The following is an 18,405-nucleotide window of genomic DNA, read 5'->3' as shown; positions in this document are numbered from 1 at the left end:
CCCCTAACCCTGAGCGGCGAGGAGCGCGGTCCTGGCCTCTTCGGTGCGCGTGACTTCAGCCGCCGGAATGTGGAAGTCCCTGTTATAGTTGAAGGTGTGGCCGATGGCGGTGGCGATGAGGCAGACGAAGCTCAGCGCCGCCAGCCACCAGATGTACCAGATCATGGCGAAGCCGAGCGCGACGCTGAAGCCCGCCAGGATGATGCCGGTGCCGGTGTTGCTGGGCATATGGATCGGCTTGAAGCCGGAGAGCGGCCTGACGTAGCCGGCCTTCTTCATGTCCCACCAGGCGTCGTTGTCGCGCACGACCGGCGTGAAGGCGAAGTTGTAGGCGGGCGGCGGCGAAGAGGTGGCCCATTCGAGCGTGCGGCCATCCCAGGGATCGCCGGTCGGATCGGTCAGGGCCTCGCGCTTGCGGATGGAGACGAAGATCTGGATCAGGAAGGCGGCGATGCCGGCGGCGATCAGCACCGCGCCGAAGGCGGCGATGACGAACCATATCTGCAGCGAGGGATCGTCGAAGACACGCATGCGGCGCGTCACACCCATCAGGCCGAGGATATAGAGCGGCATGAAGGCGAACCAGAAGCCGACCACCCAGCACCAGAAGGAGACCTTGCCCCAGAACGGATCGAGCTTGAAGCCGAAGGCTTTCGGCCACCAGTAGGCTATGCCGGCGAACAGGCCGAACAGCACGCCGCCGATGATCACATTGTGGAAATGCGCGATCAGGAACAGGCTGTTGTGCAGCACGAAATCGGCCGGCGGCACCGCAAGCAGCACGCCGGTCATGCCGCCGACGGTGAAGGTCAGCATGAATGCCACCGTCCACATCATCGGCAGTTCGAAGCGGATGCGACCGCGATACATCGTGAACAGCCAGTTGAATATCTTCGCCCCTGTCGGGATCGAGATGATCATCGTGGTAATGCCGAAGAAGGAATTGACGCTGGCGCCGGAGCCCATGGTGAAGAAATGGTGCAGCCAGACCAGATACGACAGGATGGTGATGACCACCGTGGCGTAGACCATCGAGGTGTAGCCGAACAGGCGCTTGCCGGAGAAGGTCGAGGTGACCTCGGAAAAGACGCCGAACAGCGGCAGGATGAGGATGTAGACTTCCGGGTGACCCCATATCCAGATGAGGTTCACATACATCATCGGGTTGCCGCCGAAGTCGTTGGTGAAGAAGTTGGTGCCGACATAGCGGTCGAGCGACAGCATGGCGAGCACGGCCGTCAGCACCGGGAAGGACGCCACGATCAGCACGTTGGTGCAGAGCGATGTCCAGGTGAAGACGGGCATGCGCATCATCGTCATGCCGGGCGCGCGCATCTTGATGATGGTACAGATCAGGTTGATGCCGGACAGCGTCGTGCCGACGCCCGCCACCTGCAGCGCCCAGATGTAATAATCGACACCGACGTCAGGACTGTAGCCGATGCCGGAGAGCGGCGGATAGGCGAGCCAGCCGGTGCGGGCGAACTCGCCCACGAACAGCGAGGCCATGACCAGAACGGCGCCGCCGACCGTCATCCAGAAGGAGAAATTGTTGAGGAAGGGGAACGACACGTCGCGCGCCCCGATCTGCAGCGGCACGACGAAGTTCATCAAGCCGGTGACGAAAGGCATCGCCACGAAGAAGATCATGATCACGCCATGCGCGGTGAAGATCTGGTCGTAATGGTGCGAGTTGAGATAACCCTCGGAGCCGTTGAAGGCGATCGCCTGCTGGAGCCGCATCATGATGGCGTCGGAGAAGCCGCGCAAAAGCATGACGAGGCCCAGCACCATGTACATGATGCCGATCTTCTTATGGTCGACGCTGGTGAACCACTCGCGCCAGAGATAGGTCCAGAGCTTGAAATAGGTGATCGCGGCAAGCAGGGCGATGCCGCCGAGCGCCACCGCGATGAAGGTGGCCACCACGATCGGCTCGTGCAGCGGCAGCGACTCGAGCGTGAGGCGGCCGAAAATGAACTTGGTCAGCGTATCGGGCATCGGCTATCTCTCACAATTCACGCCGCAGCATGCCGAGCGGCGACGTATCCGCCTCGGCGCTCCGGCTGTCTGTTCCCGGCCGCAGCAAACCCGCCCCGCGCAGCGGCGACAGGTTCTTGGCCGGCCAGTATGTCGGCCAGTCCTCGCGCGACGCGCGAGAAACGGCGGCGGCCTCTTCCGCCGTGCAGATGCTGGCGACATAGGACGGGTCGTTTCCGAAGATGGCGCCGCGTCGGGCGACCTTGTCATATTGCAGCGGCAGCGTGTTGCGCACACCCGCCAGGCCGAGGCCGCCTTTGGCGTCGATCGACATCATCTCGCTCATGCACATCTTGCCGCGCTCGACGCACAGATTGAGGATGGCGCCGTAGAGGTCGGGATCGACGGAGGCATAGTGGCGGACGGGTTCGTTCTCGCTCGGTTTTTCCAGGTCGAGATAGCTGTCGCGATCAAGCTTGGCCGAGGCGGTCCTGGTCTGCGCCACCCACTGGCCGAAGGCATCATCGGACATGCCATGGAAGGCGAAGCGCATGCCGGAAAAACCGGCGCCGCTGTAGTTGGCCGAGAAGCCACTATAGGTGCCAGCCTGATTGATGACGGCGTGCAGCTTCGTTTCCATGCCGGGCATGGCGTAGATCTGCCCGGCAAGGGCGGGAATGTAGAAGGAATTCATCACCGCCGACGAGGTGATGCGGAAATCGATCGGCTGGTTGACCGGAGCGGCGAGCTCGTTGACGGACGCAATGCCGTAGTCGGGATAGATGAAGAGCCATTTCCAGTCGAGCGCCACGACCTCGACCCTGAGCGGCTTATGGTTCTGGGTGACGGGCTGGCCGGGCTCGATGCGGTCGATGCGGCGATAGGGATCGAGCAGGTGCGTGCCGAGCCAGGTCAGCGCGCCAAGGCAGATGATGATGAGCAGGGGGGCAGCCCAGATCACCAGTTCCAGTTTCGTCGAATGGTCCCAGTCCGGCGCATAGGTCGCGGAGGCATTGGACTGCCGGTAGCGCCAGGCGAAGAAGACGGTCAGCGCCATCACCGGCACGATGATGATCAGCATCAAGAGGGTCGAGACCACGAGCAGGTCACGCTGCTGGGCCGCGACGTCGCCCGCCGGCGCGAGCACGACCAGGTCGCAACCGCTCAGCAGCCCGGCCAGGGGGAACAGAAGCAAGGCTCCAAATCGTTTCATCAGACGCTGCCCTCGGTCGACCGCGGCAACCCTATGGTGAATGTTGCAGTGCGGTATCGATCAAAGGGCTACTGCCGCCGGCGGCGCGGTGACATTGGACAATTTGTCCAATGCCCAGTCGGCCTGGCTTTGGCGCAGTGTGCAGCGCACAATGGGATGGCTGGAATTGCGTCCCGGAGATTTCATTCCACGCGTTGGCAACGGACAAGATGGCTCAGACTTCGACTGCCGAAACGAACAGCGAGCTGATCGGCTCGCATCATGGCCAGGTCAGCGCGGGCGACATCGCGGTCGGCGTGATCGTCGGCAGGACGTCGGAGTTCTTCGACTTCTTCGTCTACGCGATCGCGTCCGTCATCGTTTTCCCCAAGCTGGTGTTTCCCACCCACGACCCGCTGGCCGGCACGCTTTACTCATTCGCCATCTTCGCGCTGGCCTTCATCGCGCGCCCGTTCGGCACGGTTCTGTTCATGGCGGTCGACCGTGCCTATGGCCGTGGGGCGAAGCTGACGATCGCCCTGTTCCTGCTCGGCACATCGACGGTCGCCATCGCGTTTCTTCCCGCCTCCGGAGAAATCGGCGCCGTAGCGGTCTGGCTTCTGGCGCTTGCCCGTATCGGACAGGGCCTGGCGCTCGGCGGCACCTGGGACGGCCTGCCCTCGCTGCTGGCGCTCAACGCACCGCATAACCGGCGCGGCATCTACGCCATGATCCCGCAGCTCGGCGCCCCGATCGGCCTCATCGTGGCCAGCCTGCTCTTTGCCTTCTTCGTCGCCAACCTGTCGGCCGACGACTTCTTCTCGTGGGGCTGGCGCTATCCCTTCTTTGTCGCCTTCGCCATCAATGTGGTGGCCCTGTTCGCCAGGCTGCGCATCGTGGTGACGCCGGAATTCTCGAAATTGTACGAGAGCGGCGACCTGCAGCCGACGCGCATCCGCGAAACTGTCAAGACCGAGGGCCGCAACGTCGTCATCGGCGCCTTCGCGCCGCTGGCAAGCTTCGCCCTGTTCCACATGGTGACGGTGTTTCCGCTCTCCTGGGTGTTCCTGTTCACCAATGAGGGGCCGGCGCGCTTCCTGCTGATCGAGGCGGTGAGCGCCCTGTTCGGCATCGCGGCCATCGTCGCATCCGGCCCGCTGGCCGATCGCGTTGGACGCCGCGCCCTGCTCGGCGGTTCGGCCATTGCCATCGCTACATTCAGCGGCTTCGCCCCGCAGCTTCTGAACGGCGGCACGGTGGGCGAAGCGTTGTTCATGGTGCTGGGCTTCATCCTGCTGGGGCTGAGCTTCGGCCAATCGTCAGGCGTTGTGGCGTCGAGCTTCTCGCGGCACCATCGCTATACGGGCTCGGCGATAACCTCGGACCTGGCCTGGATGTTCGGCGCCGGCTTCGCGCCGCTCGCGGCACTCCTGCTGGCAGGCAATTTCGGCCTGATCGCCGCCGGCGCCTATCTGCTGTCGGGCGCTGCCTGCACCTTGCTTGCGCTCTGGATCGACGGAAAGCGTTCCGTGGGCGATCGGGCAGCCGACTGAGCAGCGATCGCGGCCGCGGTCAAGCCGCGCTGCCGCTGTGCGGATTGCGCAGCGCGATCTGCGCGGGATCGAACAGGGCTTCCGCGGCGACGGACGTGCTGGAAAGCCGCGCGTCGAAGGCAAGCGCTTCATGCCTGGGAAGCGCGGCGGAGAAGAGAAAGCCCTGGGCGACCGTGCAGCCGAGCGATCGCAGGATCATGCGATCGGCGTCCGTCTCGACGCCCTCCGCCATGACTTCTATGCCCAGCGTGCGCCCGAGATCGATCACGGCCTTGACCAGCGCCTGATCCTCCACGGACTTGGCGAGGTCGCGCACGAAGTCCTTGTCGATCTTGATCTTGCGGATGCGGCTGTCCTTCAGCGAGACCAGGGTCGAGAAGCCGGTGCCGAAATCATCGAGCACGATCGATATGCCCGCATCCGCGAGACGCCCGACCTTCTCGTCGACCCTGTCGCGATCGACCGGTGCTTCCTCGGTGATCTCGATCTCGAGCATTGCCGTGGGAACGTTCCTGGCCTTGACGATGTCCAGTATCATGTCGTCGACATTGCCGGCCTCGAGCTCGCGGGGCGACAGGTTCATGGCGACCCGGACATCGTTACGTCCGGCCTTCGCCAGATCCTCGATCATGGCGCAGCTATTGCGGAACACCGTCTCGGTCAGCAGCGACAGCAGACCGGTCTCGCGTGCGGCGGTGACGATCTCGGGCGGGGAGATGGCTCCGTGGATCGCGTGCCGCCAGCGCAGCAGGGCCTCGAATCCTACCACCGCATAATTGTCCAGCCGAACCAGGGGCTGGAACCATGAGCAAAGCGTGCCGGCTTCGATAGCGCTGCGCAGATCCCGTTCGATGCAGTGCTTGCGTTCGAGCGCTTCGTCGAGTTCTGCATCGAAGAGACAGTATTCGTTCCTGCCGCTGCGCTTGGCCGCGTAAAGCGCGAAGTCCGCCCGGAGCAGCATGTCGGTCAGTTTCGGCTTGTCCGACTGGTAGATTCCGATCGATGCGCCGACACGCACCGAAGCCAGGTCCGGGTCGGGGTTCGCAATGGCCGCGATGATGGCGGCTGCAAGTGCCTCGGGTGAATGCAGAGAGGCGCCGGCTGGAAAAAGCAGGACGAACTCGTCGCCGCCGATACGCGCGATGACGGCTCCCTTCGGCGCATGGTCCTCTATTCTGAGCGCGACCTTGACCAGCAGGCCATCGCCAATGTTGTGGCCATAGGTATCGTTGACGGATTTGAAGCCGTCGAGGTCGATGAGCATGGCCACGAACGGGCCGTCGGAAGAGCCCAGCCGGGATATTGCGTGTTCGAGCCCGTGCCTGTTGAGCAGGTTCGTCAGCGGATCGCGCCTGGAGTTTTGTTCCATCTCGGCGGCGAAGGCCCTCGCCTCGTATTTGAGGCGGCTCGTTTCCCTGAAACGGGATTGCCCGAGCATCGCGCTTCTCACCATACCGGCAAGAAAGAGGAGTACGGTGAAGGCCAGGACGTAGTTCTCAATGCCGCCCTTCGCCGCGATGCATCCGACCGCGATCAGAAGCGGCAGCGTTATGAAGTTTATCGAAGCCGGTGCGTAGGAGGTTCCGTATGTCACCGAACCCGCCGACGTGCCGGCAAGCACGATCAGGTAAAGCGATGCCTGGGGCGTGGTGTAGCCGTTCGTCAGCAGGGCCAGGCAAGACCAGGCGATGCCCGAGCCAAAGGCCAGCATTCCATAAAGAGAAAGCCGGTTGCGGACTGCCTTCGGCCTGCTGTCGGGCGCGCCCAATCGGGCAAGGGCCAACGCAATGCGCGCGCAATTCAGCGTGCTGACCGCCGCGAACCATAACACCGCCGCGATACCGCCACCCGACAGCATCTGCACGGCCAGGATCAGCGCCGACAGCACCGTGCCGATCGGCATGGAGATGAAGACACCCTTCCTCAGATCGGCCAGTTGATCGCGCAGAATACCGGCTTCGACGGCTCCGCCCTGCCCCTCGAGAATGGAGCCTGCCACCCGCAGCTCGAAATGCCGTGCCATGGCATAGTGGTTAGGGCAGCGAGATAAAAATCGCGTTAAGGATTTGCGCTCGTGCGTGACGTTACTTGCGTGCCGGCGCGCAGCTTTCGCGTTCGACAAGCGCGGGCGCCAGGATCTCGCGGCGCGAGGGCGCTTCCGGCTCTCCGAGACGCTGCATGAGCAGGCTCACCGCAAGCGTACCGATCTTCTCCACCGGCTGTGCGATCGTCGTCAATGGCGGCCACGTCGTCACGGCATAGGGTATGTCGTCGAAGCCGACGATAGACATCTCATCGGGAACGCGCAGCCCGCGGCCGCGCAGCACCGTCAGCGCGCCCATCGCCATCAGGTCGTTGCAGGCAAAAAGCGCAGTGATATCGGGCGCCTGCGCCATCAACTGCTCCATCGCGACACGGCCGCCGACGAAATGATAGTCGGAATCGACCACCGACGACCCTGGCAGGTCGAGGCCGGCTTCTTCGAGCGCCCGGACGAAGCCCTGCAGGCGGGCGGGGCTGGAGCTCGAATCCCGCGGTCCGCCGATGACGCCGAATTTTCTGTGGCCAAGGCCAACCAGATGCCGTCCGGCGAGATAGCCGCCATGATCGTGATCGACGAGCACCGAATCGACGTTGACCGAGTGGATCTCACGGTCGAGCAGCACCGCCGGCACGTTGGGCAACAGGCTCGAGAACACGCGAGCGTGATCGGACGAACCGGCGAAGATCAGCCCATCGATCTGCTTGGCCATCAGCACCTGGAGATAACGTTCCTCCTTCTCGGCGCTGCCGTCGGAGTTGCACAGGATCACCGTGTAGCCGGCGACGAAGCCCGCATCCTCGATCTGGCGCGCCACGCTGGCGAAGAAGGGATTGGCGTTGTCGGGCACGAGCAGGCCGATGGTCTTGGTCTCTCCGCGCCGCAGGCTGCGCGCCAGGGAGTTCGGGCTGTAGCGCAATGCGGCGATCGCGCCGCGCACGCGCTCGGCCGTTTCCGGCTCGACATGGCGCGTGCGGTTCATCACATGCGAGACGGTGGCGACGGATACACCGGCATAGCGCGCGACATCGGCAATCGTCGTCATGGTCCTTTGTCCACTTTCCCTGCAAACGTCCCTTAGCGGATTCTGCGCAACAACCTCTCCCGGTATGCGTCTAGGATGACGGCGAGCACAATGACAAGGCCGATCACGATCGGTTTGAAATTATCGCCGACGCCGAGCAGTTGCAGGCCGGTCGAGAGCACCTGCAGGATGCAGGCGCCGACCAGCGTGCCGATGATCGAGCCCTTGCCGCCGCTGAGGCTGGTGCCACCGATGATGACGGCGGCGATCGCGTTGAGTTCGTAACCGACGCCCGCGATCGGACTGCCGATGTTGAGACGCAGGAGATAGACCATGGCCGCGATGCCGGCCGTCAGCCCGCTGATGGTGAAAGCGGCGACCTTGTAGAAATCCGGATTGTGGCCGGACAGCCGCACCGCCTCGTCATTGGTGCCGACGGCGAAGATCATGCGGCCGAAGACGGTGAAGCGCAGCACGAACCAGCCGGCGGCGATCACCAGCACCGCGACCAGGAAGATCGAGGGCAGGAAGCCGCCGATGATGAGATTGCCGAAATCGACGAAGCTCTGCGGCAGGCCGGTGATGGTCGAATTATCGCTGACGACGCGGGCCGCGCCCGCGGCCATGTTCAGCATGCCGAGCGTGACGATGAAGGAGGGAATCTTCCAGCGCGTCGAGATCCAGCCGTTGAGGAAGCCGCAGACCGCGCCGGTCGCCATGCAGGTCAGCAGCGCCAGCGTGATGGCGACGGCCGGCGACAGGTTTTCGTCGATCATGACCGTTGCCCCGACGACGGTGCACAGCGCCAGCACCGAGCCGACCGAAAGGTCGATGCCGCCGGTGAGGATGACGAAGGTCATGCCGGCGGCGAGCACCGTGTTGATGGCGATCTGCACGAAGATCTTCAGCGCATTGCCCGAGGTGGCGAAATAGGGCGCGGTGGCCGAGAAGAACAAAGTGATCAGCACCAGCGCCAGAAGCACGCCGGCATCGCGCACAAGAAAGCGCAGGAATTTGGCCCGGGCCAGTGACACGGGCGCCGCCGCGACGGGTTGGGACGTCTCGCTCATGGTCGCACATACTCCTGATAGGCGAGCGACAGGATGTGTTCCTGGTCGAACGCGGCGCGCGGCACTTCGCCGACGATCCTGTTTTTGGAAAAGACGATGATGCGATGGCACATGCCCATCAACTCGGGCAGGTCCGACGAGACCATGATGATGCCTTTTTGCGCCGCCGCCAGCATCCATAGCAGCTGGTAGATTTCGCGCCGCGCGCCGATATCGACGCCGCGCGTCGGCTCGTCGAGGATCAGGGTCGAGGTGCCCCGGAAAAGCCATTTGGCCAGTACCACCTTCTGCTGGTTGCCGCCGGAGAGGTTGCGCACCGCCTGTTCGATGGAGCTTGCCTTGACGCGCAGCTGCCCGACCAGATCGTTGGCGGCAGCGGCCTCCGCCCGGCGGCGGATCAGCCCGTTGCGCGAAACCTTGCCGAGATCGGTGATGGTGATGTTCTTGTCGACTGGCATGTCGAGCAGCAGGCCCTGCCCCTTGCGGTCTTCGGTGAGAAGGCTCAGCCCATGGCGCACCGCATCCTTGGGCGCGGTGATCGCCACCGGCTTGCCGTCTATCTCGACAACGCCGTCGAGCTTGGGATCGGCGCCGAACAGCGCGCGCATGGCTTCCGTGCGGCCGCTGCCGACCAAACCGGCGACACCCAGGATCTCACCATGCCGCACATCGAAGGAAATGGCGGGCGTCGCGGCGTCCCGCTTCAGATTGGCGACGCTGAGCGCCACCGGGCCTAGCACGATCGAGGCATCGAAACCGTATTCGTCGGCGATGTCGCGGCCGATCATCATGCGCACCAGGTCGGGCACGGTGAGGCCCTGGAGGTCGCGGGTCGAGACCAGCCTGCCGTTACGAAGCACCGTCACCCTGTCGCCGATCTCGAACACCTCATGCAACCGGTGCGAGATGTAGATGATGGTGACGCCTTTGGCCTTCAGCCGCTTGATGATGGCGAACAGCCGTTCGATCTCCGGGGGGGTCAGCGTCGCCGTCGGTTCGTCGAGCACCAACAGCTTGCTGTCGTAGCTCAGTGCCTTGGCGATCTCGACCAGCTGCATCTGTGCCACGCCGAGCGCTTCGACACGGGTTCTGGGGTCGATGTCGAGCCCTACCTCTTTCAACAGCGCCACGGCGCGGCTGTTCAGCGCCTTGCCGTCGACAATACCGAAGGCACGCCGCGGCAGGCTTTCCAGCATCAGGTTCTCGGCGATGCTGAGATAGGGCAGAAGGTTCAGTTCCTGATGCACGATGCGGATGCCGCTTTGCTGCGCGTCGTGCGGGGTCCTGGGCTGGTAGGGCGCGCCGTTGAAGGCGATCGACCCGCTGTCGGGCTGATAGATACCGGCGAGAAGCTTGATCAGCGTCGACTTGCCGGCGCCGTTCTCACCCAGGATGATGTGGGTCTCGCCGCGCGCGACCGATAGCGACACGTCGCTCAACGCCACGGCGCCGGGAAATATCTTTCCGACCCTTTCCAGGGAGAGGATGGCATCGTCCATGCAGCGGAATCCTGAATTGCGCTCTTCACCGGACGGCCGAGCGTGCCGCCATCGCCGCCGGAGATGCCGGCGGCGATGATAAGACAAGCGGACGCCGGAGGGAGAGCCGGCGTTCCCCCTCGCCTCAGGCGGTGATCAGCTTGATGTCGGTCTTGACCCAGCCGGAGAATTTCTCGCCGGCGAGCTCACGCAGGCCGTAATCGATGCCCATGGCGGCCATCTGCGCGCCATACTGCTCGACTGTGGCCAGCATCTTGCCCGCCTTGAGCAGCGGCCCGACCGCCGGGATGTTGTCGAAACCGACGACCTTGATCTGGCCGGACTTGCCGGCCGCGTCGATCGCCTTGACGACACCAAGCGCCATCGAATCGTTGGCCGCCATGACACCCTGGATGTCGGGGTGCTGGGTGAGGAAGTTGGTCATCAGCGTGTTGGCTTCCTCGGTCTCCCAATGCGCCGTCTTGGAATCGAGGAGGTCGAGGCCGTTTTCCTTGACCGCGTCATCGAAGCCGAGCTTGCGTTCCTTGGCGTTGTCGGCCTCCGGATTGCCTTCGAGGATGACGACCTTGCCACCCTTGCCCAGCGCCTTGCCGAGAGCATCGCCGGAAAGCTTGGCGCCGGCGCGGTTGTCCGGGCCGAAGAAGGCGAGATCGATGCCGGCCTTCTTCTTGGCTTCGTCGTCGAGCGAGACGTCGATGTTGATGATCTTGATGCCGGCCTTCAGCGCCTTGGCGATGGGGGTGACCATGGCTTTCGAATCGGCGGGCGCCACGACGATGATGTTGTAGTTCTGGGTGATGAAGTTCTCGATCGCGTCGACCTGGGCGGCGAAGTCGCGCTCGTCCTTCATGCCGACGGCGGCGAAATCGAACTTGTCCTTGTTCTTGGCCGCATAGTCCTCGGCGCCGGCCTGCATCTGCTTGAAGAACTCGTTTGCGAGCGACTTCATGACCAGTCCGACCTTCGGCTTGTCGGCGGCAAATGCCGGACCGAGCGGCAGCGCCAGCGCGCCCGCGGCCAAGGCGCTGGTCTTGAGAAACTGACGACGCGAGAAGCGGCCTAGATCGAGACCGGACGCGTTTGAACCCTTGCTCATGCTCTCCTCCACTTGTTTGATCCGTAATCGGTTACGTAACCGATTACGCCACAGGCTAGAGCGCGAGTTCCGGAGATGTCAAGATCGATGTGAGGACTTCATCCGCCAAAGCCTGGATTTGATCGGAGAGGCGGCGGCTCCGGCCGTAAAGGAGCCGGAAACCCGACAAGGTTCGTCTCGTTCCCGCCAACCGGGCAAGATTGCCCCTTTAAAGGGAAGGCCCGGGGCGGATCGGACTGCCGTCGCTGAAGCGGGCATGGCGGAACCTGTGGAGATTGTGCCCCGTCTCGTTGCCCTGGATCAGATCGGACAGCACGCGGCCCATGCCGGGCCCGATGCCGAAGCCATGGCCGCTCATTCCGGTGGCGACGACCAGTCCCGGGACCGCCGCGACGCGATCGACGATCGGCACCACGTCTGGCATCGCATCGATCATGCCCGCCCAGCTTGCCTTCAGCGGCACAGTCTTGAACTGCGGAAAGAGCCGCCTGAATTCCCTGTCGATGGCGCGAAGGGCACTGGCCTCCGGGGCTGGATTGAGAACACGCATCCGCTCGAACGGGCTTTCCTTGTCCGCATCCCATCTGCGCGGGGTCGTCCAACTGTCTGGATAGGCGCGAGGCGCCGCCGGCGAATAGCGCGTGCCAAAGGGATTTAGTTTCAAGGCAGGCAGATATTTCAGAGCATGGCGGAACGCGTCCGGCCCGACATAAAGCAGGTGACTGCCGCCTGCGGCCAGCGTGTATCCGCCATCCTGCCGGCGCCGGAACGCGATATGTTCGTCCGCGGCGGCGCCCGCGTGGATTTCCGGCATCGGCGCGGTCGCCGCGACGGTTGTCCGCACACTGAGCTGCGGGATCGAAACGCCGTGCACGCGCAGGAAGAGCGAGGTCCATGCCCCACTGGCGACGAGGACGTTCGACGTGGCTATACGGCCTTTCTCTGTCCAGACACCACTGATACGCCCCGCCGCGATGTCGAGCATGCGGGCCGCGCAATTCTCGATGATGGTGACGCCTTGCCTGGCGGCCAGGCGGGCGAGCGCGGGTACGGCGACCCAGGGTTCGGCCCGCATGTCCGACGGCGTGGTCATGGCGCCCTTGAAGGCGTGCGACATGGCCGGGATCAGTCTGGCTGCCTCACCGCTGTCGAGCAGACGCGTATCGACGCCATGGGCCTCGGCGATCTTCAGGAATGCCGCGAAGTCGGCCATCTCCTTGTCGGTGCGTGCAAGATAGGTAACGCCGGTCTGCCTCAACCCGATGTCCTCGCCGCACTCTTCGGCCAATTGCCGCCACAGCCGGCGCGCCTCGATGACGATCGGCAGTTCGTCGGCATCGCGGCCCTGTTGCCGGATCCAGCCCCAGTTGCGCGAGGACTGCTCGGCCGCGATGCGCCCCTTCTCCAGCAAGGTCGCCGAGATGTTGCGCCGCGCCAGGAACAGCGCCGTGGTCACGCCGATGACGCCACCGCCGATGATCACGACGTCCGAGGTCTTCGGCAGCGGGTCTTGAAACTGGACGGGAGTGGCTTCGGTGAACGGAAAAGTCGTCAAGGAGTAATGTCCCTTCGAGGCGCGCGGCCCGGTTGGCCGCTTCGACGCCGGCAACGCATGAAGTGCCGGTCAGCACTACACGGTCGACCTGGAAAGTCTGCGAGCCAGCGCGATGAAATTGTTGACCACGCTCGAGGCATCTCCGCCGGAACGCCACGGCGAGTTCGGCCTTTGGAGCCACATCCGACAGGGGCGATAGACGACGTTCGGCAACCGGATGCAGCGCACGGATCGCGAGACGAACGCCGCGCCAAGCCCGACCGATACCATGCTGGCGATGATCATGGCGTCGCGCGAAGCGGTCATGACATCGCGCGGCCCGCTCGTCCCGGGACAATGGGAAGACGCCAGAGGTTTGTCCTTGCGGGCATAGACCGCATTCTTGCCCGGTTTCAGCCTCGTCGGCGGCACTCCGACTGCTCCAGGCCAGGGTCGCCTCCCACCGACACAGCTAGCTAGCGAACGGACTTCAGGAACGCGCCGAGCCGGGGACTGCGCGGTTGGCGCAGGACTTCAGCCGGGGGACCTTCTTCCTCTATGCGCCCGTCATGGAAGAACACGACCTTGTCGGATACCTCGCGGGCAAAGCTCATTTCATGCGTGACAACCAGCATGGTGCGGCCCTCCTTGGCGAGCGCGCGGATCACGGCCAGCACCTCGCCGACCAGTTCGGGATCCAGCGCCGAGGTTGGTTCATCGAACAGCAGGAGTTCCGGCTCGACGGCAAGCGCTCGCGCGATGGCGACGCGCTGCTGCTGGCCTCCTGACAGCGATGCCGGATAGGCGTTGACCTTCTCCCGCAGGCCAACCTTGGCCAGCAGATCCATCGCCCGTTGAACGGCCTGCTGGCGTGGCACGCCGTGCACGTGGATGGGAACCTTGATAATGTTCTCCAGCACGGTCCAGTGCGACCACAGATTGAACTGCTGGAACACCATTCCGGTGCGGCGGCGCAGCCCCTCGATCTCGATCCGCGTCGGCGCTCTACCGCCACCAATCTCCAGACTTCGGCCCTTGAAGTCTATCTCACCGGAACTCGGTGCCTCAAGGAAGTTCAGGCAGCGCAGGAACGTGCTTTTGCCCGACCCGCTGGCGCCGATGATCGAAATCACCTGATGCTCGTAAGCCTTGAAGGAAACACCCTTGAGTACCTCCACGGCGCCGAAGCTCTTGCGCAAATCCCGTGACTCGATCGTCGGCACCGCGAGCCCGGGCTGGCTTGCAGGCAGTTCTGTCTTATTCATCGGTTTCCTCCTGTATGGCTGGCTGGGCGGCGCGGCACGCCATTGCTGGAACAGGCCTTGTTTGTCTGTTGGACCGGGCGGCTTCGCCGGCTGGGCTTCAGCGCGGCTGGAATGGCAAGGCAGTTCGCCTCAGCCTTCCATGGCGAAGCCCCCGCTGCGCTGCACCCGGCCTTCGAGCAGCCGCACCCCGAAACTGAGCACGACGTTGAGGCCGAGATAGATGGCGCCCGCCGCCAGGAAGACCTCGATGGGAGCGTAGGTCTCCGAGGCCAGGATGCGCGCCTGGCCGGTCAGCTCGATGATGGTGATGGTGCTGGCGAGCGACGTGCCTTTGAGCATGAGGATCAGCTCATTGCCGTAAGCTGGCAGCATCGCCCGCAAGGCCTGCGGGAACACCACGTGGCGAAACCTCTGCGTGGGGCTGAGGCCGAACGCCTTGGCGGCCTCGATCTGCCCACGCGGGACCGAGAGCAATCCACCGCGGATGATCTCACTGCCATACGCCGCCGTGTTCAGCGACAAGGCGATGAGCGCGCATGCATAGGCCTCCCGAAAGACAGGCCACAGGATGGAGTTGCGCATCGCGTCGAGTTGGCCAAGCCCGTAATAGACGAAGAAGACCTGCGCCAGGAGCGGCGTACCGCGAATGACGTAGACATAGGCATAGGCGAGCGCCGCAAGAGCGCGCAGCCCCGAAAGCCGTGCCGCCGCCAGCAGCACCGCCAGCAGGAACCCAAGCGTGATCGAGATCACAGCCAGTTCCAGCGTCACCGGAAGCGCCGAAAGCAAGGTCGGAAACGATCCGAAGAAGACGTCCCATCTCATTTGCCGTAGCCCCCGATGACAGAGCGGCTGAAATGGCGTTCAGCACCTTCGAAAGCCTTGTTCGAGACGGCGGTGAAGGCGAGAAAGATAAGGATGGCGGTCATGTAGAACAGAAACGGGCTGCGGGTGGAGCCGGCGGCGACATCGATGGTGCGCATCAGCTCGACCAGCCCCGTCACCGAGACCAGCGCGGTGTCCTTCAAAACCAGCTGCCAGACATTGGCGATGGATGGCAGGGCATAGCGCAGCATCTGCGGCAGCTTGATGCGGCAAAACAATGTGGAGCGCGTCATGCCGAAAGCGTTGGCGGCCTCGATCTGTCCTTTCGGAATGGCCTGGAACGCGCCGCGAAACACCTCGGCGCTGTAGGCCGCGCAGATCAGGATGACGGCCAGAACACCAGCGCTGAAGGCGTCGGCGGCGACCGCGCCGGAATAGCCCAGTGCATCGGCGACATAGCGGTAGAACTGGCCACCGCCGAAAAACAGGAGGTAGATCACCAGGAGTTCGGGCACGCCGCGCACGACGGTGACATAGACCCCCGAAATCGCCCGCAGCACAACGTTCGACGATAGCCGCGCCGCCGCGATCGGCAGGCCCAGGACGAGCCCGCCGGCGAAGCCCAATGCCGCGATGACCAGGGTCATCGCGGCACCATAGGCCAGTTCATCGCCCCAGCCGGTCGGGCCGAAGGCGAGAAGGTGCAGAGGATTCATTTTGCGGCGTTTTCCGGAATCGAGCCGTCAACGCCGATCCATTTGACACTCATCTTCGAGATGCTGCCATCGGCCGTCGCCTCACGGATCGCCTTGTTGAACTCTTCGCGCAATTCCGTCTCTTCGCCCTTGCGGAAGGCCAGGGCCACACCCTTGCCGAGAGCGCCTCCTTTGAGGGCTGGGCCGAAGGCGACGAACTTCTTGCCGGCCTTTTCCTGCTCGCTGATGAAATTGAGAGTGGAGCCGGCTCCGTCGACGGCGGCGTCGATGCGGCCGGCGACGAGGTCGAGCATCATGTTCTCGCCCTTGTCGTAGATCTTCACCTTGACGCCTGGAAAGGTCTCCTCGAAGAACTTCGCATGGGTGGATGCCCGCTCGACGCCGACGGTCGCATCCTTGAGCGCGGCCGCCACGTCGCCGATGACGGCCTTGTCCTTGTCGCTCATCGAGCCGAGCAGGATGGTCGAACCTTCACCGCTCTTGAACTGGCCGAGCTTGCCGTCGCCGGACGCGATCAGACGCGTCGGGCCGGCATAATAGGGGATGGAGAAATCAACCGCCTTGGCGCGTTCGTCGGTGATCGAAAGCGAAGCGAGGATGGCGTCGAACCGCTTTTCGTTGAGAGCGGGGATCATGCCGTCGAAATTCTGGATGACCCATTCGCATTTGACGTTCATGCGCTTGCAGATGTCATCGACCAGATCGGGCTCGAACCCGACGAGCTTGCCCGACGGATCGGTGTAGTTGAATGGCGCGTAGGTGCCGTCGGTCGCGAGCTTCACCACACGCTGGTCGGCCGCAAGGACCGTGCTGGCCCCGGCGACAAGCATCGCGGCGGAGACAAGCAGCATTCGTCTCTTCATGTTCATCTTCGTTCACCCTCTCGTTTTTGTCGCGCCTCGCATTGCCGCCCGGACGGGCATCTTGCGTGGAACCCTTGCGAGAGTAGGCCGAAAGCCAGCCACGTTCGGTCAAACGAACATTGGCGGGCGGCAAAAAATGTCTGCTTTCCCGGTCTGGCCGGCAGTTTATTTTACCAACTCCGCGCCGCGCCCCTGGCTCTTGAGCCATGCCACGAACGCATCGGCCACCCGTCCGGACGTATGGACCACGGCATAATAGGCTCCGAGCAAAACCTCGATCTGCGGGCAAAGCCGCGTGATGCTGCCCGACCGTAGCAAGGGATCGACGAAGGCCGTGTTGGCCTGGGCGACACCCAGTCCGGAAAGACAGGCGTCGATCGCGGCTTCGTCCGTGTCGAAGACCATGCTTCGGCCAAGCGGTTCGAAGGGGATCGCCGCGCCCTTGCACCACTGACGCCACGACCAGGCATCCGCCGTGTCTTGCAGGATCGGCAGGGACAGGACCTGGATGGGATCGGTCAGGATGCCAAGGCGGCTCAGGAGTTCAGGCCGGCAGATGGGTGCCGTGTTGTCGGCCAGAAACATCTCGCCCTCGACCTCTGTCGCCGGCGGCGAGCCGCGCGCATACTTGATCTCGACATCGATCCTGTCGCTGCCGGCCGTTCCTATGGTGCGAAAGCGCAGGTCAACTCCGGGGTGGTCATGATGATAGTGCTCTAGCCTGGGGATCAGCCAGCGCTGCGTCAGCGTCAGCGGCGCCCGGATAGTGAGCTTGGCGGCCTGTCCCGAAACCTCGCGCGCGCCCTTGCGGATTTCGGCCAGCGCGTTCTTGACGTGGCCGAGAAAGGCCCGGCCCGCGTCGGTCAGTTCGATGGCGTTGTGACTGCGCTGGAACAGCGTCACGTCGAGCGACTGTTCGAGCAGCTTGATCTGCCGGCTCACCGCGCCGGGCGTCAGGTTCAACTCCGAGGCCGCAAGCGTCAGACTGCCGAGGCGCGATGCCGCTTCGAACGCCACCAGCGTGTTGAGCCAAGGCAGCCTGACGGTGTCTGCATGTCTGGCGCTCATTCAGGCGTTACCTTTTTTCGATTGCAAGCCTTGGGCGTCCTCTCATTCTGGCACGGCCCAGCAGACCGACTGGCTGGCAGGCGTGAAAGCCTGCAGCAATTGAGCCTCGTCAGGAGAAAAAGACAATGAACATGGTGCCTATGAAACCGGAATTCGCAGGCCTTCCCGGCAAGATCGACCGCATCGATCTGCGCATCCTCACGGAATTGCAGAAAAATGGCCGGATCACGAATTTCAAACTGTCCTCGCTGGTCGGCATTTCCGCCAGCCCCTGCCATAAACGCTTGCGCCGGCTGGAAAAAATGGGGCTGATCACCGGCTACCGCGCCCAGATCTACTGGTCCCGCCTCTTTCCCAACGTCACGGTCTTTGCCGCGGTGTCGCTGAAAAACCATGGCTCGGCCGACTTCCAGACCTTCGAGCGCCGGATCAAGCACCATCCGGAAATCACCAACTGCTTCGGACTGTGCGGCCCGTACGACTACATGCTGCGCTTTGATTGCAGGGATGTCGCCGCCTATGAAGTCATCTCGCGCGAGCTGCTCGATGGCGAGGTATCCTTCTCGCGCTTCGACAGTTTCGTGGTGTTGCGCGAGATCAAGAACGAGCCTTCGTCCCCGGCAACGGCGTCCTTGCAGGCGCCTGCGGAAGAGTTGCGGCGGGTTGCCTGATCGCGTCT

Annotated in this window: 16 protein-coding genes; 2 read left to right on the top strand and 14 right to left on the bottom strand. The window is 63.6% G+C overall.

Going from position 1 to position 18,405, the window contains the following annotated elements; translation table 11 throughout:
- Positions 1 to 3: 3 nt before the first annotated feature.
- Both cyoB and cyoA read right to left on the bottom strand, forming a co-directional pair.
- Positions 4 to 2,001 (bottom strand): cytochrome o ubiquinol oxidase subunit I, encoded by a 1,998-nt coding sequence (gene cyoB / locus J0I79_RS05115; protein ID WP_292855524.1) that lies wholly within the window; start codon positions 1,999 to 2,001, stop codon positions 4 to 6.
- A 10-nt stretch (positions 2,002 to 2,011) separates the two neighbouring features.
- Positions 2,012 to 3,193 (bottom strand): ubiquinol oxidase subunit II, encoded by a 1,182-nt coding sequence (cyoA, locus tag J0I79_RS05110; RefSeq protein ID WP_292855523.1) that lies wholly within the window; start codon positions 3,191 to 3,193, stop codon positions 2,012 to 2,014.
- Between the two features lie 209 nt (positions 3,194 to 3,402).
- On the opposite strand from cyoA, the gene J0I79_RS05105 reads away from it, so the two are divergent.
- A complete protein-coding gene (locus J0I79_RS05105) occupies positions 3,403 to 4,725 on the top strand; it encodes an MFS transporter (protein WP_292855522.1) in 1,323 nt (440 codons plus the stop codon).
- Positions 4,726 to 4,744: 19 nt separating this feature from the next.
- Here J0I79_RS05105 and J0I79_RS05100 read toward each other — a convergent pair whose 3' ends face one another.
- From J0I79_RS05100 to J0I79_RS05045, 12 genes are all read right to left on the bottom strand, one after another.
- Complete coding sequence (locus J0I79_RS05100) at positions 4,745 to 6,724, bottom strand: GGDEF domain-containing phosphodiesterase (RefSeq protein ID WP_292855521.1); 1,980 nt, start codon at positions 6,722 to 6,724, stop codon at positions 4,745 to 4,747.
- 85 nt (positions 6,725 to 6,809) lie between these two features.
- Positions 6,810 to 7,811 carry a substrate-binding domain-containing protein gene (locus tag J0I79_RS05095; protein ID WP_292855520.1) on the bottom strand — a complete coding sequence of 334 codons (1,002 nt, stop codon included), beginning with the start codon at positions 7,809 to 7,811 and terminating at the stop codon, positions 6,810 to 6,812.
- Between the two features lie 32 nt (positions 7,812 to 7,843).
- Positions 7,844 to 8,860: an ABC transporter permease gene (locus J0I79_RS05090; protein WP_292855519.1), complete on the bottom strand. Its 1,017-nt coding sequence runs from the start codon at positions 8,858 to 8,860 to the stop codon at positions 7,844 to 7,846.
- Positions 8,857 to 10,359, bottom strand: a complete 1,503-nt coding sequence (locus J0I79_RS05085) for a sugar ABC transporter ATP-binding protein (RefSeq protein WP_292855518.1) — start codon at positions 10,357 to 10,359, stop codon at positions 8,857 to 8,859. The genes J0I79_RS05090 and J0I79_RS05085 overlap by 4 nt, the downstream gene beginning before the upstream one ends.
- A gap of 124 nt (positions 10,360 to 10,483) precedes the next feature.
- Positions 10,484 to 11,455, bottom strand: a complete 972-nt coding sequence (locus J0I79_RS05080; protein ID WP_292855517.1) for a sugar ABC transporter substrate-binding protein — start codon at positions 11,453 to 11,455, stop codon at positions 10,484 to 10,486.
- 208 nt (positions 11,456 to 11,663) lie between these two features.
- Positions 11,664 to 13,010 carry an FAD-binding oxidoreductase gene (locus J0I79_RS05075; RefSeq protein ID WP_292855516.1) on the bottom strand — a complete coding sequence of 449 codons (1,347 nt, stop codon included), beginning with the start codon at positions 13,008 to 13,010 and terminating at the stop codon, positions 11,664 to 11,666.
- Positions 13,011 to 13,085: 75 nt separating this feature from the next.
- On the bottom strand, positions 13,086 to 13,421 hold the full coding sequence (locus J0I79_RS05070; protein ID WP_292855515.1) for a hypothetical protein: 336 nt from the start codon (positions 13,419 to 13,421) through the stop codon (positions 13,086 to 13,088).
- A 44-nt stretch (positions 13,422 to 13,465) separates the two neighbouring features.
- On the bottom strand, positions 13,466 to 14,254 hold the full coding sequence (locus J0I79_RS05065) for an amino acid ABC transporter ATP-binding protein (RefSeq protein WP_292855514.1): 789 nt from the start codon (positions 14,252 to 14,254) through the stop codon (positions 13,466 to 13,468).
- A gap of 129 nt (positions 14,255 to 14,383) precedes the next feature.
- Positions 14,384 to 15,079, bottom strand: coding sequence for an ABC transporter permease subunit (locus tag J0I79_RS05060; RefSeq protein ID WP_292855513.1), 696 nt, complete (start codon positions 15,077 to 15,079; stop codon positions 14,384 to 14,386).
- Positions 15,076 to 15,795 carry an ABC transporter permease subunit gene (locus J0I79_RS05055; RefSeq protein ID WP_292855512.1) on the bottom strand — a complete coding sequence of 240 codons (720 nt, stop codon included), beginning with the start codon at positions 15,793 to 15,795 and terminating at the stop codon, positions 15,076 to 15,078. Before J0I79_RS05055 ends, J0I79_RS05060 begins: the two co-directional genes overlap by 4 nt.
- Positions 15,792 to 16,646, bottom strand: a complete 855-nt coding sequence (locus J0I79_RS05050; RefSeq protein ID WP_292855511.1) for a transporter substrate-binding domain-containing protein — start codon at positions 16,644 to 16,646, stop codon at positions 15,792 to 15,794. Before J0I79_RS05050 ends, J0I79_RS05055 begins: the two co-directional genes overlap by 4 nt.
- Before the next feature lie 177 nt (positions 16,647 to 16,823).
- Complete coding sequence (locus J0I79_RS05045) at positions 16,824 to 17,726, bottom strand: LysR family transcriptional regulator (RefSeq protein ID WP_292855510.1); 903 nt, start codon at positions 17,724 to 17,726, stop codon at positions 16,824 to 16,826.
- A gap of 125 nt (positions 17,727 to 17,851) precedes the next feature.
- Between J0I79_RS05045 and J0I79_RS05040 the strand changes: the two genes are divergently transcribed.
- The gene (locus J0I79_RS05040; protein WP_292855509.1) at positions 17,852 to 18,397 is read left to right on the top strand and encodes an Lrp/AsnC family transcriptional regulator; all 546 of its coding nucleotides are present in this window, start codon (positions 17,852 to 17,854) and stop codon (positions 18,395 to 18,397) included.
- Positions 18,398 to 18,405: the final 8 nt, after the last annotated feature.

It is taken from the genome of Mesorhizobium sp., assembly GCF_017306585.1.
GTDB lineage: Bacteria > Pseudomonadota > Alphaproteobacteria > Rhizobiales > Rhizobiaceae > Mesorhizobium.
Note: the sequence above shows the minus strand (reverse complement) of the source record. Positions and strands in the feature narration are given on the sequence as shown.

Excerpts from the sequence above, each read along its gene's own strand:
- J0I79_RS05065 (WP_292855514.1), bottom strand. The coding sequence starts at position 14,254 with ATGAATAAGACAGAACTGCCTGCAAGCCAGCCCGGGCTCGCGGTGCCG.
- J0I79_RS05085 (WP_292855518.1), bottom strand. The coding sequence starts at position 10,359 with ATGGACGATGCCATCCTCTCCCTGGAAAGGGTCGGAAAGATATTTCCC.
- J0I79_RS05040 (WP_292855509.1), top strand. The coding sequence starts at position 17,852 with ATGAACATGGTGCCTATGAAACCGGAATTCGCAGGCCTTCCCGGCAAG.
- J0I79_RS05060 (WP_292855513.1), bottom strand. The coding sequence starts at position 15,079 with ATGAGATGGGACGTCTTCTTCGGATCGTTTCCGACCTTGCTTTCGGCG.
- J0I79_RS05080 (WP_292855517.1), bottom strand. The coding sequence starts at position 11,455 with ATGAGCAAGGGTTCAAACGCGTCCGGTCTCGATCTAGGCCGCTTCTCG.
- J0I79_RS05095 (WP_292855520.1), bottom strand. The coding sequence starts at position 7,811 with ATGACGACGATTGCCGATGTCGCGCGCTATGCCGGTGTATCCGTCGCC.
- J0I79_RS05105 (WP_292855522.1), top strand. The coding sequence starts at position 3,403 with ATGGCTCAGACTTCGACTGCCGAAACGAACAGCGAGCTGATCGGCTCG.
- cyoA (WP_292855523.1), bottom strand. The coding sequence starts at position 3,193 with ATGAAACGATTTGGAGCCTTGCTTCTGTTCCCCCTGGCCGGGCTGCTG.
- J0I79_RS05045 (WP_292855510.1), bottom strand. The coding sequence starts at position 17,726 with ATGAGCGCCAGACATGCAGACACCGTCAGGCTGCCTTGGCTCAACACG.
- cyoB (WP_292855524.1), bottom strand. The coding sequence starts at position 2,001 with ATGCCCGATACGCTGACCAAGTTCATTTTCGGCCGCCTCACGCTCGAG.
- J0I79_RS05050 (WP_292855511.1), bottom strand. The coding sequence starts at position 16,646 with ATGCTGCTTGTCTCCGCCGCGATGCTTGTCGCCGGGGCCAGCACGGTC.
- J0I79_RS05090 (WP_292855519.1), bottom strand. The coding sequence starts at position 8,860 with ATGAGCGAGACGTCCCAACCCGTCGCGGCGGCGCCCGTGTCACTGGCC.
- J0I79_RS05055 (WP_292855512.1), bottom strand. The coding sequence starts at position 15,795 with ATGAATCCTCTGCACCTTCTCGCCTTCGGCCCGACCGGCTGGGGCGAT.